Genomic DNA, 16,797 nt, shown 5'->3' on the forward strand with positions numbered 1-16,797 from the left:
CCGTGCCAGGACGATCATGGCTAGTCTTCGAAGCCGTAGAACAGCAGTTCAAAGATGCCGCGAGCGTGCCGTGTTGCGCGCAGGTAGTCCTCCTCGAGCTCCACGCCGAAGTGCGGCTCATAGCCGCACCAGCGAGCCACGGCTTCCATATCGCGCGCCGAGCTGGGCAGCACATCGCTGGAACGTCCGGAGGTGATGATCTCGGCACTGCGGATCTGGGTAGCCAGCCGCCAGGCAGTCGCCAGCAGCTCGCTGTCTTGCTCGGAGATGAGCTCCAGTTTGGCCAACTCTTCCAACGCCTTGAGCGTGGATGTGGTGCGCAGGGATACGTGTTTCCACGCGTATTGCAGTTGGTAGAACTGCACCAGCCATTCGATATCCGACAGCGAGCCGCGTCCGAGCTTCAGGTGGCGGTTCGGGTCGGCACCGCGCGGGAGCCGTTCTGACTCGACGCGGGCCTTGATCTTGCGGATTTCACGAATCTCCGTGTCTTCGAGCCCCTTGCCATAGCGCACCGGCTTGATCAGTTCCATGAAGTCTGCGGCCAACTGGTCGTCCCCGGCAAACGGGCGGGCCCGCTGCAATGCCTGGCGCTCCCAGATTTCCACCCAGCGCTGGTAGTAGCTGGCGTAGGCGTCAATCGACCGGACCAGCATGCCCTGGCGGCCTTCGGGGCGAAGATCCGAGTCGACCTTCAATTTCACTTCCGCTGGAATCGCCGGTTTCAAAGGCTTCGATGTCCACGACACCAGGTCGGTGACCACCCGAAGCGCTTGCTCCTGAGCAGCTTGATCCGTGGCGCCAGGGACCGGACGCTGGACAAACAGGACGTCCGCATCGGAGCCGTAGCCGATTTCCCGACCGCCTTGGCGGCCCATGGCAATCACCGCAATTACCGCATGCTCCCCGTGCTTGGCCTGGTCGTCCGCCAAAAGGACCTTCAGCACCCCGTCCACCATGGCGGCGTCAATGTTCGACAGTGCTTCGCCGACTTCATCAACCGTCAGCAGGCCCGCTCCGTCGGCCAGCGCAACACGCAAGAACTCGCGGCGGCGCACCATGCGGATCATCCGGATGGCCGCCTCGGGCTGTTTCGTGCGATGGATGATGGAAGTGTTCTGCTGCAGCAAGTTCTCGAAGGTCTGCGGCGCCAAGGAGGCATCAGAGCCCAGCCAGGCGGCTGCGGCAGGCTCATTGGCCAGCAGATCAGTCAGGAAGCGCGTGTTCGACAGCAGATGGCTCAATCGCTCGGCGGCTGCATTCGTATCACGCAGCATGCCGAGGAACCAATGGGACTTGCCCAGCGCTTCGGAGAGCCTGCGGAAGCCCAGCAAACCTGCGTCCGGGTCCACCCCGCGGGCAAACCAGTCCAAGAGCACCGGCAGCAATTGCCGCTGCAGGGAGGCGCTGCGCGATACCCCACCGGTCAAGGCTTCGATATGCCGCATCGCTGCCTTGGGGTCGAGATAACCCAGGGCGCGCAGTCGGGCCTGCGCGGATTCTGCGGTAAGCCTGACGTCATCGGCCGAGAGGTTGGAACTGCTCACCAGCAGCGGCCGGTAGAAAATACGCTCGTGCAGCGAACGCACCATGCGCTTGGTTTCATTCCACCGGCGCATCAGCTTCTCCGGGCTGCTCGGCTGCAGGTCTCCAGCACCGCGAATTGATCGCGCCAGTACGCGCTGGGCATTTTCGGCCCGGGGCATCAAATGGGTTCGGCGCAATTGGCTGAGCTGGATTCGGTGCTCCAGCAAACGCAGGAAACGGTAGGAGTCGTCGAAATTCGTGGCATCGTCACGGCCAATGTAGCCGGTGTCGCTCATGGCCTGGATGGCCAGGGTGGTTGTTGCCACCTGAATGGCGGGTTCCACACGTCCATGGACAAGCTGGAGCAGCTGGACTGTGAATTCGACGTCGCGCAGTCCGCCGGGGCCGAGCTTGATCTGCCACGCGACGTCTTGCTTGTCGATGTTGTCGCTGACGCGGCGGCGCATCGCTTGGACCGATTCGACAAAACCCTCGCGTTCAGAACTGGACCACACCATGGGCGAGACCATGCGCTCGTAGGAGCGTCCCAGTTCCTTGTCTCCGGCAATGGCGCGGGCCTTGAGCAAGGCTTGGAATTCCCATGAGTGGGCCCAACGCCGGTAGTACGCTTCATGGGAAGAGAGCGTACGGGTCAACGCCCCGTCCTTGCCCTCGGGGCGGAGATTCGCGTCCACCTCCCACAGCATCGGCTCGGGTCCAGGCACCATCACCGCACGCGCGGCGTTGCCGCAGATCACCGTGGCGATCGCGGCGGCGAGGTCTTCGTCCATGCCCAAGGCTGAATCATGGACATAGATGACATCCACGTCAGAGATGTAGTTCAGTTCACGTGCACCGCATTTGCCCATGCCGATGACGGTGATCTTCACCCGGTCGACGTCGTCCGCATCATATTGTTCGGCGGCTTCAGCCCGGGCAATGGCCAGGGCCCCTTCGAGCGCGGCCCCAGCCATATCGGCCAGTTCGGCGGCAACCTTGGGCAGGATGCGCTGCGGCTGGGTCGATCCCAAGTCCCGGTGTGCCAGCGATAGCAAGGCCTTTCGATAGGCTGTGCGCAAACGCTGGCGTGCTTCAGTGCCGGTATAGGAAGAAACCCAGTGCCCGCCCTCTGATTCCTTGGCCTCGATGGAAGCCAGCAAGTCCTCGACCAGTTGTTCGGAGGAAACGGACGCGAATTCGCCCGGAGGAGCTTGGCGGACGATGTCCAAGGCCTCTGGGCAGCGTATGAGGAACTCGCCCAACGCCGACGAGCTGCCCAGGAGCCTGACCAGCCCTTGGCAGCTGCCCGGCTCCATGAAGATGTCGATGGCTTCCGGATGCCGGTCAACCAACCTCAGCGCCAGCAGCAGCGCCTGATCCGGATCAGGCGCGTGCGCCATCTTGCTCACGATCAGGTGGGGATCAATCTTGGACAATTCCTTGGATTGAAGGAAATTCTTGGCCCGTTCGACGTCGCTGAAGCCAGCGTTGATCAATGCTCGCGAGGGTACTTCCGGCATGGTTTCTCGTGTTCTCCCGCATTTCGCCGCGCAGCTTCACGCGGCGAAGTCTCTAGAGGATTCCCAAATACTTGTTCAGTTCGTATGGGGTGATGACCTGGCGGTACTCTTCCCATTCGGTGCGCTTGTTCGACAAGAAAGAGTTGAATACCTGTTCGCCGAGGATCTCGGCCATGAGTTCCGACTCTTCCATGGCGCGCAATGCGTCGTGCAGGCTGCCGGGCAGCGGAACGTGGCCCGAAGCACGGCGTTCCGCCGTGGACAGGCTCCAGACATCGTCCTCGGTCGGCTCTTCCAGCTCGTAGCCTTCCCGGATGCCCTTCAGGCCGGCACCGAGCAATACAGCATAGGCGAGGTACGGGTTCGCTGCCGAGTCGATGCCGCGGTATTCCACGCGGGCCGACTGGCCTTTGCCCGGCTTGTACAGCGGCACGCGGACCAGTGCCGAACGGTTGTTGTGTCCCCACGAACGGTGGCTCGGCGCTTCTCCCCCGCCCCACAAGCGCTTGTACGAATTCACGTACTGGTTGGTGATGGCGGTCATTTCTGGCGCGTGGTGCAGGATGCCTGCGATGAAGGAGCGCGCCACATCGGAGAGCTGGTATTCACGGCCGGCTTCGAAGAACGCGTTCGCATCGCCTTCGAACAATGAGAAGTGGGTGTGCATGCCGCTGCCCGGATGGTCGGCAAACGGCTTGGGCATGAAGGTCGCGTGGATGCCCTTCTGCATCGCCATCTCCTTGATGACGGTACGGAAGGTCATGATGTTGTCGGCGGTCTGCAGCGCATCGGCGTAGCGCAAGTCGATTTCGTTCTGGCCAGGGCCGGTTTCATGGTGGGAGAACTCCACCGAAATGCCCAAGGCTTCCAGCGTGGTCACCGACGCGCGGCGGAAGTCCTGTCCCACGCCATCTGGCACATGGTCGAAGTAGCCGCCGTTGTCGATCGGCTGCGGACGGCCATTGGCATCCAGCTGATCGTTCTTCAGCAAATAGAATTCGATCTCCGGATGGGTGTAGCAAGTGAAGCCCATGTTCGATGCTTCGGCCAGCTGGCGCTTGAGCACCTGGCGCGGATCGGCATTGGATGGCTGGCCTTCCGGAGTCAGGATGTCGCAGAACATGCGGGAGGTCGGTTCAACCTCGCCACGCCAAGGAAGAATCTGGAAGGTGGCAGGATCGGGCTGAAGCAGCATGTCAGATTCCGAGATCCGGGACAGTCCGTCAATGGAGGAACCGTCAAAGCCCAGACCTTCTTCGAAAGCATCTTCAACTTCAGCAGGAGCCAGGGCCACGGACTTGAGTGAACCAACCACGTCGGTAAACCACATTCGCACAAATCGAACGTCGCGTTCTTCAATGGTGCGCAGTACGAATTCCTGCTGACGATCCATTTTCCACCACCTTCGGGATTCTGATATCCGGCGCTGATCACAACCGGCAAGAAAATTGACCTGTGGCAACACTATATCGGTTCAGGACGGTCCCAACGATCTGCATCGCCCTGTCCAAGTGCGATAAAGTCGTTTCATGCCACAACCATACCTAGGGAATCCTGAAAAAGGCCCGTCCCGTATCCGACTTCATCATTTGCAGAAGGCCAAGGACAATGGCGAAAAATTCGCGATGTTAACTGCTTATGACGTCATGATGGCCGAAATTTTCGATTCGGCGGGGATCGAGATCCTGCTGGTTGGCGACTCAGCCGCCAATACCGTCCTCGGCTACGAGTCCACGCTGCCGATCAGCCTCGACGAAATGATCGTCTTCACCAAAGCTGTTGCCAATGGCGCCAAGCGCGCGCTGGTCGTCGCCGACCTGCCGTTTGGCAGCTACGAGCAGTCCCCGGCACAGGCCGTGGCCACCGCGGTGCGCCTGATGAAGGAAGGCCATGCCCACGCGGTCAAGATGGAAGGCACCGCGCACTACGCCGAGCACGTTCGCGCCATGGTCCTTGCCGGTGTACCCGTCATCGGGCACATCGGGTTCACCCCGCAGTCCGAGCATGCTTTGGGCGGGTACCGCGTGCAGGGCCGCGGCGATGCCGTCGCGCAGATGAAGCACGACGCTGTGGCATTGCAAGATGCCGGCGCTTTCTGCATCCTGATGGAAATGGTGCCAAGCCCGGCCGCCGCCGAAATCGATGCAGCGCTGAAGGTCCCGACCATTGGCATCGGCGCCGGCAACTCCACCACCGGACAGGTCCTGGTCTGGCAGGACATGCTTGGCCTTGGCGGGGGCCGCACCCCACGGTTCGTCAAGAAGTACGCAGATCTGCGTGAGGTTATCGGCACCGCGGTGCGCGAATACCACCAGGACGTAGTGGCTGGCACGTTCCCGTCGACAGAGTACGAATTCAAGGAATGAGACTGGCTCACGCCGCTTAGCACAATGGTGCGCTTCCAGGTTGCCCAACCCGGAAGCGCACCATTCTGCCGTTCACAGCACCGCTGGGACCGGTGCCTTCAACGGCTACTGGTCGTCTTCCTCCGCCTCGTCCCAGGCTTCATTGCGGGCCTGGACCTTCGCCATCGCGGCTTCGGCTTCAGCAACCGTGTCATATGGGCCGAGCAATTGCGACCAATCCGACTGCGGCCCCTTCTCCACGGTCTTGGTTGAGACGTTATACCAGTACTGGCCTTCGCCCGGGGTGCCAACTGAGCTCATGGAAAACTCCTCTAATTTCGAAACCTGCTGTTGCTTCCACGGTATCCCACCGGGTGGAAAATAGGTGCAACACCACCAGTTCTTTCGGCTATCTCTTGGTGAAGCCGAAGATACCTGTAGCTAGAATAAAAGCATGGCTATTGCTTCAACTGCACCACTTGGAAATCTCACCGCCGGCACGGTATCCCCGGAACTTCCGGTACCGAAACACATCGAACGTCCCGAATACGTTGGCAAGAAGGAACCTGCCGCCAACACGGCCCCGGAAATCAAAAGCCCAGAAGTCATCGAGCGCATCCGGGTAGCTTCCAAGATTGCCGCCCAGGCGCTGCAGGAAGTAGGCAAGGCCTGCCAGCCAGGGGTAACCACGGATCAGCTGGATCGCCTTGGCCATGAATTCCTCATGGATCACAACGCCTACCCCTCAACCTTGGGCTACCGCGGATTCCCCAAGTCGCTGTGCTCTTCACTGAACGAAGTCATCTGCCACGGCATCCCGGACACAACCGTGCTGCAAGATGGGGACATCATCAATATCGATATCACCGCTTATATTGGCGGAGTTCACGGAGACAACAACGCCACCTTCCTGGTCGGCGACGTGGATGAAGAATCCCGTCTGCTGGTTGAGCGCACCGAGAATTCGCTGAAGCGCGCCATCAAGGCCGTGATGCCAGGACGCGAGATCAACGTCATCGGCCGAAGCATTGAAACCTACGCCAAGCGGTTCGGCTACGGCGTGGTCCGGGACTTCACCGGCCACGGCGTGGGCGAAGCCTTCCACTCCGGCTTGATCATTCCGCACTATGATGCGGCTCCTGCCTACAACACCCTGATTGAGCCAGGCATGGTCTTCACCATCGAGCCGATGCTCACCTTGGGCACCATCGAATGGGATATGTGGGAGGACGACTGGACTGTGACCACCAAGGACAAGAAGCGCACCGCGCAGTTCGAGCACACACTGCTCGTCACCGACGACGGCGCGGAAATCCTCACCCTGCCATAATCACTTTAATGCCTACGGCAAACGCCAGTGCCCGAAAACTTTTAAAGGTTCCGAGCACTGGCGTTGTGCTGTGTGCAAGGATTGCTAGTCGGCTGACAGCGGACGCTGGGTTCCCTGCGGAGCCTTGCTGCGGCGATCGCGCAGCCGGGCAATTGCCGTCTCGAAATCAGTCAGCGACTGGAAGTTGTGGTAAACGCTGGCAAAGCGAAGATAGGCGACTTCGTCAAGGCGCGACAGCGGCTCCAAGATGGCCAGCCCCACTTGGTGCGCCGGGATTTCAGCGGCGCCCGAGGTCCTGACCGCCTCTTCGACTTCCTGGGCCAGGATCGCCAGATCGTGATCGGTGACCGGACGGCCCTGGCAGGCCTTGCGGACACCGTTGATCACCTTGTTGCGCGAGAACGGTTCTACGGCACCGGACTGCTTGAGCACATTCAGGCTCGCAGTTTCGGTAGTGGTGAATCGGCGCGAGCAGGCAGTGCACTGGCGGCGGCGCCGGATGGAGACGCCGTCGTCGGCAACTCGACTATCGACCACTCGAGAATCCGCATTGCGGCAATACGGGCAGTTCACGGCACCTCCATCTGTAGCCCAAGAAGCATTCGCACGCACCCTGAGGTGGCAAGAATCAACTCATGTCACCTAACAGTTTAGCGCCTACTGCGCGTTTCGCACCGCGACAGCGTCGCCATGGGCCGGCAGGTCCTCGGCATTGGCCAGATTAATCACGTGAGCGGCCACTTCGCCCAGTGCCGCCTTGTCGTAGTTGATCACCTGGATGGCTTTCAAGAAGGTATTCACGTTCAAGCCGGAGGCGTGCAGCGCCGTGCCGCTGGTTGGCAGCACGTGGTTGGAACCTGCACAGTAGTCGCCCAGTGACACCGGAGCATAGGCTCCGACGAAAACGGCACCGGCCGCGGTGATGCGGGCGGCGGTGGCTTCTGCCTCGGCCACCATGATTTCCAGGTGCTCGGCAGCGTACGCATTGCACACCTCGATGCCCTGCTCCAGGTCCTTGACCAGGATGATGGCAGACTGGGTACCGGAGAGCGCTTCGGTCACGCGGGCCGCGTGCCTCGTGGCGGCAACCTGCTTGTCAAGTTCCTTGCGCACGCCGGCAGCCAGCTCTGGCGAATCGGTGATCAGCACGGCCGCGGCGTTGGCATCGTGTTCTGCCTGCGAGATCATGTCGGCAGCGACAAAGCCCGGCTCGGCTCCCTGATCGGCGAGGATGGCAATTTCCGTGGGACCTGCTTCAGCGTCGATTCCCACCACGCCCTTCACCAAGCGCTTGGCGGTGGCCACGAACACGTTGCCCGGACCGGAGATCACGTCCACCGGTTCGATGCCGCCGCGTTCGTCGTCAGGCACCTCCACCCCGTAGGCGAACGCTGCCACTGCCTGGGCGCCGCCCATGGCGTGCACCTCATTGATGCCCAGCAGCTTGGCCGCAGCCAGGATAGTTGGGTGCGGCAGGCCGCCAAATTCCTTCTGCGGCGGGCTGGCCAGGGCCAGCGAGCTGACCCCGGCAGCCTGGGCAGGCACCGCATTCATGATGACCGAGGAAGGATAGACGGCCAGGCCGCCTGGGACGTACAAGCCGACGCGGCGCACCGGAACCCACCGCTGGGTGACGGTTGCACCGTTGGCGTAGCGGACTTCGGCGTCGTCTGGGCGCTGGGCCTTGGCGAAGACGCGGGCTCGGTCAATGGATTCTTCCAATGCCAGGCGGACCTTCGGGTCCAGTTCTTCCAGGGCACGGTCCAGTTCGTGCTGCGGCACGCGAGTGTGTTCCAGCTCGACATGGTCAAAGCGCTTGGCCAGGTCCTTGAGCGTCTCCATGCCATGGGCGCGGACATCGTCGATGATCTGCTGCACGGTGTCGGCAGCGGTCTGGGAGTTCACCGCCGGGCGGGGCAGCTTGGCCTTCAGCTGCGCGTAGCTCAGGGATTCGTTGCGCCAATCGAGGGTGGCGAGTGCCGAGAATTCAGTTTCTGGAATAGTGCTCACCGTCCTAGTTTAACGCCGATGGCCGGGGAAGGTTTTATTAGTTACCTTCCCCGGTCATCGGGTCGGCTATTCGGGTTCCTACACGTCCAGGCAGTGCGGGCCGAGCAGGACCTTCAAATCGCCGAACAGCGCGGGGTTCGGGTTGACCCGGAAGTTCATGCCCAGGCGCATCAGCGAGGTGCCGCGGCTGCCGGTGAGCTTGACCCGCACCTCGGTGTTGCCGCCGTGCGTGCGCAGCACATCGCCGAGCTTCTGCACCAGGGTTTCGGTGGCCTTGTGGGTCGGGATGCCGATGACTACCGGTCCCCCGTTGGCATCCTCTGAAATTTCCGGGATCATCATTTCCTGGGCGTTCAGGGTGATCGAGCCGTCATCGCGGCGCTGCACGCGTCCCTTGACCACCACGATCAGGTCATCGGCCAGGACCTCGGCGATCGGCTGGTAGGCCTGGCCGAAGAACATGACTTCCATCGAGCCGGAGAGGTCCTCGATCTCGCAGCGGGCATAGGGGTTGCCGCTCTTCTTGGCGATGCGGCGCTGCAGGCCGGAAATCATGCCGGCGATCGAAATGATGTGGCCATCCTGCGGGCCGTCGTCCGAGAGCACGTGCGTGACCGGCATGTCGGCGTACTGTTCCAGGGCGGAGCCCAGGCCCTGCAGCGGGTGGTCGGAGACGTACAGGCCGAGCATGTCGCGCTCGTAGGCCAGCTTTTCCTTCTTGTCCCAGTCGGGGATATCGGGGATCGCCACATGCATGGACTCGGAGGATTCCTCGGCGCCCAGGGCGCTGAACAGGTCGAACTGGTTGGCGGCCTCGTTGCGCTTGACCTGGATCACCGAATCCACGGCTTCTTCGTGGATGGCAACCAGTGCCCGGCGCGGATGCTTCATGGAGTCGAAGGCGCCGGCCTTGATCAGCGATTCAATGGTCCGCTTGTTGCAGACCACGGCCGGGACCTTGCCCAGGAAATCGTTGAAGTCGTTGTAGTGGCCCTTCTCCGTGCGGGCTTCAACCATGCCAGCCACCGCGTTGGTGCCGACGTTGCGGATCGCGCCCATGCCGAAACGGATGTCCTTGCCCACTGGGGTGAAGTTCAATGCCGATTCGTTGACATCCGGCGGCAGCACGGTGATGCCGATGTGGCGGCACTCGTTCAGGTACAGCGCCAGCTTGTCCTTGTCATCGCCCACCGAGGTCAGCAGCGCGGCCATGTATTCGGCCGGGTAGTGCGCCTTGAGGTAGGCGGTCCAGTAGGAGACGACGCCGTAGGCCGCCGAGTGGGCTTTGTTGAACGCGTAATCGGAGAAGGGCAGCAGGATGTCCCACAGGGTCTGCACGGCCTCATCGGAGTAGCCGTTGTCGTTCATGCCCTGCTTGAAGCCGGCGAACTGCTTGTCCAGCTCGGCTTTCTTCTTCTTGCCCATGGCGCGGCGCAGGATGTCCGCCTGGCCCAGCGAGTAGCCGGCCAGCTTCTGCGCAATAGCCATAACCTGCTCCTGGTACACGATCAGGCCGTAGGTGCCACCGAGGATTTCTTCCAGTGGCTCGGCGAGCTCCGGGTGGATTGGGGTGACTTCCTGCAACCCGGTCTTGCGCAGCGCATAGTTGGTGTGCGAGTTGGCGCCCATCGGGCCCGGGCGGTACAGCGCAATCACTGCGGAAATATCTTCGAAGTTATCCGGGCGCATCATCTTCAGCAGCGAGCGCATCGGACCGCCATCGAGCTGGAACACGCCCAGGGTGTCTCCACGGGCCAGCAGCTTATAGGCCTCGGGATCCTCGATGGTCAGGGTTTCGAGGTCGATTTTCTTGCCGGTGTTGTACTCGATGTTCTCCAGGGCATCGGAAATGATGGTGAGGTTGCGCAACCCCAGGAAGTCCATCTTGATCAGCCCCAGGCCTTCGCAGGTCGGGTAGTCGAACTGGGTAATGACCTGGCCATCCTGGATACGGCGCATGATCGGGATGACGTTGATGATCGGGTCCGAGCTCATGATCACGCCGGCTGCGTGCACGCCCCACTGGCGCTTCAGCCCTTCCAGGCCCTTGGCGGTTTCGAAGACGCGCGCCGCTTCAGGGTCATTGGCGACCAGGTTGCGGAAATCCCCGGCTTCGGAGTAGCGCTTGGATTCCGGATTGTCGATGTCGTTGAGCGGGATGTCCTTGGCCATCACCGCCGGCGGCAGCGCCTTGGTCAGGGATTCGCCCATGCTGAACGGATAGCCGAGCACGCGCGAGGAGTCCTTCAGCGCCTGCTTGGTCTTGATCGAGCCGTAGGTCACGATCATCGATACGCGCTCATCGCCGTACTTTTCGGTCACGTACTTGATGACCTCGGAACGGCGGCGATCATCGAAGTCGACGTCGAAGTCGGGCATGGAAACACGTTCCGGGTTCAGGAAGCGCTCGAAGATCAGGCCGTGCCTCAGCGGGTCGAGGTCGGTGATGCGCATGGCGTAGGCGACCATGGAGCCTGCACCGGAACCGCGTCCCGGGCCTACGCGGATGCCGTGGTCCTTGGACCAGTTGATGAAGTCGGCCACCACCAGGAAGTATCCGGGGAAGCCCATCTTGATGATGACGTCCAGCTCGTAGTCCGCCTGCTTGCGCGACTCTTCCGGGATGCCGTTCGGATAGCGGTAGTGCAGCCCCTTGTCGACTTCCTTGATCAGCCAGCTGGTCTCGTCCTCCCCCGGCGGGCAGGGGAACTTCGGCATGTAGTTGGCGTTGGTGTCGAAGGAGACTTCAACACGGTCTGCGATCTCCAGGGTGTTGTCGCAGGCTTGCGGCAATTCCTTGAACAGCTCGCGCATCTCGCGCGCCGACTTCAGGTAGTAGCCGGTGCCGGAGAAGGCGAAGCGGTTGCCGCCCTGGTCGTAGGTGGGCTCGTCGAGCGTGGATCCGGAGTTGATGGCCAGCAGCGCTTCGTGGGCCTTGGCATCGGATTCGTGGGTGTAGTGCAGGTCGTTGGTGGCCACCAGCGGAATGTCCAGTTCCTTGGCCAGGCGCAGCAAGTCCTTGGTGATGCGGCGTTCGATCTCCAGACCGTGGTCCATGATCTCGCAGTAGTAGTTTTCCTTGCCGAACAGATCCTGCAGTTCTGCCGCGGCGGCCTTGGCAGCGTCGTACTGGCCCAGGCGGAGCTTGGTCTGCACTTCACCCGAAGGGCAGCCGGTGGTGGCAATGATGCCTTCGTGGTGGTCGTTGAGCAGCTCGCGGTCCCAACGGGGGTATTTGCCGAACACGGAGTCCAGCGAGGCGCGGGAGGAACCCTTGAAGAGGTTGTCCATGCCCTTGTTGTTGTACGAGAGCAAGGTCATGTGGTTGTAGAGGCCGCCACCGGAGACGTCATCGCCCTTTTGGGATTCGTCGGTGCGCCATTTCACGCGGGTCTTGTCATCGCGTGCGGTGCCGGGGGTGACATAGGCTTCGACACCGATGATCGGCTTGACGCCGGCGCCGGTGGCCTGGCGCCAGAAATCGAAGGCACCGAACAGATATCCATGGTCGGTAATCGCCATGGCTTCCATGCCCTGCCGGTTGGCTTCAGCGAAGAGTTCGCCAAGCCGCGCCGCACCATCCAGCATGGAGTATTCGGTGTGGGTATGTAGATGGACAAATCCGTCACGTGTAGCACTCACCCAACCAGTCTAGCGATCATTCCTGGTCTTGGGCTCACCTCGGCGCGGTGCTGTGGCTAGCGCGACACAGGGTGCTGACGGCCAGTGGCCAGCAGCACCTAGGAGGCTAGTATCCGCCGTCGCGAAGCAGCTCGACGGCCCCTGCCAGATCCGTAGGATATTCGCTTTCGTATTCCATCCACTGGCCGGTCACCGGATGGGAAAAGCCCAGCCGCTTGGCATGAAGCCACTGGCGGGTCAGGCCCAGGGCGGCCCCCAGCTTGGGATCCGCGCCGTAGGTCTGGTCTCCGGCGCAGGGATGGCCGAAGGCCGAGAAGTGGACACGGATCTGGTGGGTGCGTCCGGTTTCCAGATGCACCTCGACCAGAGAGGCCCGGCCAAAGGCTTCGATGACCTTGTAGTGGGTGACCGAGTCGCGTCCGCCTTCCAGGACGGCGAACTTCCAGTCGTGGCCCGGATGGCGTCCGATCGGCGCGTCGATGGTGCCCTCCATCGGGTCGGGCAAGCCCTGCACTACCGCGTGGTAGATCTTCTTCGGGGTGCGTTCCTTGAAGGCGCGTTTCAATTCGGTATAGGCGCGTTCGGTCTTCGCTACCACCATCAGGCCGCTGGTACCCACGTCCAGGCGGTGCACGATGCCTTGGCGTTCGGCGGCACCGGAAGTGGTGATGTTGTACCCCTCGGCCATGAGTGCGCCGACCACTGTCGGGCCGACCCAGCCTGGGGATGGATGGGCTGCGACGCCCACGGGCTTGTCGATGACCACATAGTCATCGTCGTCCGCGACAATCTTCAGCTCTTCCACTTTCTCAACCTTAATTTCTAATGGGTCTGCCTGCGGCGGGATGGTGACAACCAGCCGGTCGCCCGCCTTGATTTTCAAGGATTTGGTAATGGTGCGCCCGTTGACCTGGATCTGCGAATCCTTGCAGAGGCTAGCGGACAAGGTTCGCGGGATCTGCAGGGATCGGGAGATATAGGCATCAAGGCGCGTGCCGGCATCGGCTGGTTCGACCAGCAGTTCGTGTATGGCGGTTTCCTTCGAGATCATGCGCTTGGTTCTGCTTCGCCCTTATCCGCCTGGTCCTTCTTGGGAGGATCGCCAATGCTGCCATCCAGGTTGCGGCCACGGATGAGCATGTACGCCACGGCGATCATGGAGCAGACAATGAACGAGTCTGCGACATTGAAGATCGCGAAGTGGTTGACGGACAGCATGTCCACCACATGCCCGAATCCGAAACCCGGTTCACGGAAGAGCCGGTCCACGACATTGCCCAGCACGCCTCCGAGCAGACAGCCCAGGGCAATGGCCCAGCTTCTGGCTAGCACCTTGCGTAAGAGCAGGTAGATGACATAGATAGCCACAGCGGATTGCAGGATCGCAAAGACGATCGTGAAGTCTTCGCCAATGGAGAACGCTGCACCGGGATTCAGGATGTAGTGGATGTTGAAGAACCCGGGAATCACTTCGATCGACTGCCCAAGCCGCATGTTCTGCTCAACGATAATCTTGACCGATTGGTCCAATACCAGCGCAATCAGAGCGATCACAAGGCCAAGGCCTACGTATTTCCTGGCCTTAGCGCCCGTGCTCCCGGATTGAACTGCGTCCACAGTGGTACCCATGATTTCCTCTTAAACGTCAACGGTGGTGACCGGAGTAAATCCGTACACCACCGTTGATCTTACTTGATAGCTAGATCAAGCCATGAACTGTCAGCGACTAGTTGGTCTTGCCTGCTGCGCCAGCATCAATCGAACCCTGGGATTCAAGGTCGCGCAGCTGTCCTTCGATGTAGGTCTTCAGGCGAGCACGGTAGTCGCGTTCGAAGCCACGCAGCTGCTCGAGCTTGCGCTCCAGTACCGACTTCTGCTGCTCAAGTGCCGAGAGGGTCTTGCGGCTCTTCTCTTCAGCGGTAGTGACCAAGGTGTTGGCTTCGGTCTTCGCTTCGGAGATGATCTTGTCGCGCTGCTCGACACCGGCGGCGACGTATTCGTCGTGCAGGCGCTGAGCCATGGACAGCACGTTGGCGGCAGATTCTGCGGATTCGGTGCGCGGAGCTGCAGCTGGTGCCGCTGCCGCGGCCGGAGCTGCAGGTGCCTTCTCTGCGGCAGCTGGCTTTGCTTCGGACTTCTTTTCCTCGGCTGGCTTGGCAGCCGGGGTTTCTGCCTTTGCGGGCTCTGCAGGCTTGGCTTCTGCCTTCTTCTCTTCAGCTGGCTTGGCAGCAGGAGTAGCTGGAGCGGCCGATACCGGCGCAGGAACAGCCTGTTCCTTCGATACTGAACCCGCATCTTCGCCGAGTTCGGCAAGGCGGCTGCGCAGAGCCTCGTTCTCACCGGTTAGGCGACGCAGTTCCACAACGATTTCGTCGAGGAAGTCATCTACCTCGTCTTGGTCGTAGCCTTCACGGAACTTGGTCGGCTGAAACCGCTTATTGACTACGTCTTCTGGCGTAAGAGCCATTGGGTCACCTCAATACTGGGATCATTTCCGCACGACCATTGTCTTGCCTTGCGAAACACTTACCGTTTTTGTCAGTGTCGCGACCGGTGAAGTCGGAGCACCATTTCCTAAAGGATATAACGATTTGGACAATTATTACGAAATCGAGCTTTCGCGCGAGTCTCTTATTCTCTGAATCTACAGCTTTTGACTGTTCAGGACAATCCCGTGAAGCACGGAAATGCCCTAATCAGATCCCTGTACTGACCCCAAGGTTACCTACCACCGCTTTAAGAATGATTACGACGATAAACAACACAAGAAACGACAGGTCAAGGCGGATTCCGCCAAGATCTAGGGGTTTGATCTTCCGGCGCAACCAACGCAGCGGAGGATCGGTAATTGACACGATTGCACTTGCGACAATCAATGCGATGCCTTTGGGTCGCCAGTGGCGAGCAAAGCTTTCCGTTACATCCAACACAATTCTCATCAAAAGCAGAATTTGGAGGATGGCTAACGCGAGATAGATGATCCCGAACACCATTTTGTGCGTTTGCTCCTGGTGTCTTAGCTCTGGTTAAAGAAGGTTGCTTGCGCTTCGGACTGCTTGCGGTCTTCACCGAGAACCTCAACGGTTGCCGGCGAGAGCAGGAAGACTTTGTTCGTAACTCGCTCGATAGAGCCATGCAGGGCGAAAACAAGACCCGCCGAGAAGTCTACGAGGCGCTTGGCATCGGTTTCACCCATGTCGGTGACATTCATAATCACCGGGATGCCGTCACGGAAGTTCTCACCGATGATCTTGGCATCGTTGTAAGAACGAGGGTGGACGGTAGTAATCTGACGCAATTCGGAATCCTCATCCCGTACTGAAGGGGCACGCTTAATAGGGGTGACCGGAGCACGGTATTCCGTCTCTGGTTCTCTAGCTTGAGTTTGCGGCGCAGCTGGCCTCGCGGCAGGCTGTGGGCGTGGGGCTTCGGCAGGTCGCTTCGGAGCAGTGTCCTCAACCACCCGAACTTGGGTTTTGGGCTCAGCGTTTTGTGTCTGGGTCTCGTCCTGCTCGACGGCATCCGCCAAGCCGAGATAGACCATTGCCTTACGCAGTCCGTCAGCCACGATGTTTCTCCTCGTTTATCCCATGCATGCAACCCCATTGCATGCTTCCGCTAACTTCGACGCTACCGCACAAAATAATGCTGGCATCGTTCATTCGTTCAATTATTGGCGGTGTGTCGCGCACGCCTACGCAGCGGTCCAGATGAGACCGGCAAGGCGTCCGGAACGGCTTGAGCGTCGGTAGGAATAGTAGTTCTCATCTTCCAAAGTGCAGACTCCGGATTGCCGGACATCGACTCCGAGTCCGTGCAGCTCATCTTCGGCTGACGCCGGAAGATCCAGTCCCGGAGTTCCCCAGCGCGTCGCGGTGCGAATCCCGGGTCGCAACTGCTCGGATTCCTGGGCCATATCTTCGGGAACTTCATAGCATCGCCCGCAGATCGATGGGCCAATCACAGCTTCCATCACATCGGCACCATGGGCTCTCAGGGCCTCGACGGTATTTTCCAGAATCCCGTCGAGCAGACCGCGCCGCCCAGCGTGGGTCGCCGCACTCAGGGTCTGCCCGCTTTGCGAGTTCCGGCCAACGAACAGAACCGGAAGGCAATCGGCCACCATTACCGCCAGGGGTTGGGCACCCGTGGCGTCCAGCAAGCCGTCGCAAGTTGGCGCTGCTGGTTCCAGCCAGGACTTGCGTTGCACCGGCTGCACTTCATGGACATCGGCGGAGTGCACCTGGTTCATGAAGTTCAGCGAGAAGCGTCGAACCCCGATCAAGTCTTCCAGCCTGGCCCGGTTCTCCGCCACGAGGCGGGGATCGTCGTTCACGTGCAGGGCGAGGTTGCCCTCGGCCTGCGAAGTGAATGCCAGTTGGATACTCGGATCGAGGTTCGACGCGAAATGTAGCACTGCTCA

14 protein-coding genes are annotated in these 16,797 nt (G+C 60.7%); 2 read left to right on the forward strand and 12 right to left on the reverse strand.

What is annotated here, in order from left to right; genetic code table 11:
• Positions 1–20: 20 nt before the first annotated feature.
• Entirely contained in the window at positions 21–3,047 is a 3,027-nt protein-coding gene (locus ATK23_RS07210; RefSeq protein WP_066144308.1) for a bifunctional [glutamine synthetase] adenylyltransferase/[glutamine synthetase]-adenylyl-L-tyrosine phosphorylase, read from the reverse strand.
• Positions 3,048–3,099: 52 nt separating this feature from the next.
• Positions 3,100–4,440: a type I glutamate--ammonia ligase gene (gene glnA / locus ATK23_RS07215; RefSeq protein ID WP_066144305.1), complete on the reverse strand. Its 1,341-nt coding sequence runs from the start codon at positions 4,438–4,440 to the stop codon at positions 3,100–3,102.
• A 136-nt stretch (positions 4,441–4,576) separates the two neighbouring features.
• Between glnA and panB the strand changes: the two genes are divergently transcribed.
• On the forward strand, positions 4,577–5,413 hold the full coding sequence (gene panB / locus ATK23_RS07220; RefSeq protein ID WP_066144301.1) for a 3-methyl-2-oxobutanoate hydroxymethyltransferase: 837 nt from the start codon (positions 4,577–4,579) through the stop codon (positions 5,411–5,413).
• 105 nt (positions 5,414–5,518) lie between these two features.
• On the opposite strand, the gene ATK23_RS07225 is transcribed toward panB, so the two are convergent.
• Entirely contained in the window at positions 5,519–5,713 is a 195-nt protein-coding gene (locus ATK23_RS07225; protein ID WP_038993845.1) for a hypothetical protein, read from the reverse strand.
• Positions 5,714–5,846: 133 nt separating this feature from the next.
• Between ATK23_RS07225 and map the strand changes: the two genes are divergently transcribed.
• Positions 5,847–6,722 (forward strand): type I methionyl aminopeptidase, encoded by an 876-nt coding sequence (map, locus tag ATK23_RS07230; protein ID WP_066144298.1) that lies wholly within the window; start codon positions 5,847–5,849, stop codon positions 6,720–6,722.
• An 84-nt stretch (positions 6,723–6,806) separates the two neighbouring features.
• On the opposite strand, the gene nrdR is transcribed toward map, so the two are convergent.
• The 9 genes from nrdR to ATK23_RS07275 form a co-directional block, all read right to left on the reverse strand.
• Complete coding sequence (gene nrdR / locus ATK23_RS07235) at positions 6,807–7,295, reverse strand: transcriptional regulator NrdR (RefSeq protein WP_066144295.1); 489 nt, start codon at positions 7,293–7,295, stop codon at positions 6,807–6,809.
• 84 nt (positions 7,296–7,379) lie between these two features.
• Positions 7,380–8,732, reverse strand: coding sequence for a histidinol dehydrogenase (gene hisD, locus ATK23_RS07240; RefSeq protein ID WP_066144291.1), 1,353 nt, complete (start codon positions 8,730–8,732; stop codon positions 7,380–7,382).
• Between the two features lie 78 nt (positions 8,733–8,810).
• Entirely contained in the window at positions 8,811–12,374 is a 3,564-nt protein-coding gene (gene dnaE, locus ATK23_RS07245; RefSeq protein ID WP_066144288.1) for a DNA polymerase III subunit alpha, read from the reverse strand.
• A gap of 106 nt (positions 12,375–12,480) precedes the next feature.
• Positions 12,481–13,425 carry an RluA family pseudouridine synthase gene (locus ATK23_RS07250; RefSeq protein WP_066144284.1) on the reverse strand — a complete coding sequence of 315 codons (945 nt, stop codon included), beginning with the start codon at positions 13,423–13,425 and terminating at the stop codon, positions 12,481–12,483.
• Positions 13,422–13,928, reverse strand: a complete 507-nt coding sequence (gene lspA / locus ATK23_RS07255) for a signal peptidase II (RefSeq protein WP_245858325.1) — start codon at positions 13,926–13,928, stop codon at positions 13,422–13,424. Before lspA ends, ATK23_RS07250 begins: the two co-directional genes overlap by 4 nt.
• 172 nt (positions 13,929–14,100) lie before the next feature.
• The gene (locus tag ATK23_RS07260; RefSeq protein ID WP_038990514.1) at positions 14,101–14,841 is read right to left on the reverse strand and encodes a DivIVA domain-containing protein; all 741 of its coding nucleotides are present in this window, start codon (positions 14,839–14,841) and stop codon (positions 14,101–14,103) included.
• A 229-nt stretch (positions 14,842–15,070) separates the two neighbouring features.
• A complete protein-coding gene (locus tag ATK23_RS07265; protein ID WP_038990515.1) occupies positions 15,071–15,367 on the reverse strand; it encodes a YggT family protein in 297 nt (98 codons plus the stop codon).
• A 23-nt stretch (positions 15,368–15,390) separates the two neighbouring features.
• Positions 15,391–15,942 (reverse strand): cell division protein SepF, encoded by a 552-nt coding sequence (locus ATK23_RS07270; protein ID WP_038990516.1) that lies wholly within the window; start codon positions 15,940–15,942, stop codon positions 15,391–15,393.
• Positions 15,943–16,068: 126 nt separating this feature from the next.
• Positions 16,069–16,791 (reverse strand): purine nucleoside phosphorylase YfiH/LACC1 family protein, encoded by a 723-nt coding sequence (locus ATK23_RS07275; protein WP_066144281.1) that lies wholly within the window; start codon positions 16,789–16,791, stop codon positions 16,069–16,071.
• Positions 16,792–16,797 lie beyond the last annotated feature (6 nt).

Origin of the sequence: Glutamicibacter nicotianae (genome assembly GCF_002797775.1) — a bacterium.
Classification (GTDB): domain Bacteria; phylum Actinomycetota; class Actinomycetes; order Actinomycetales; family Micrococcaceae; genus Glutamicibacter; species Glutamicibacter nicotianae.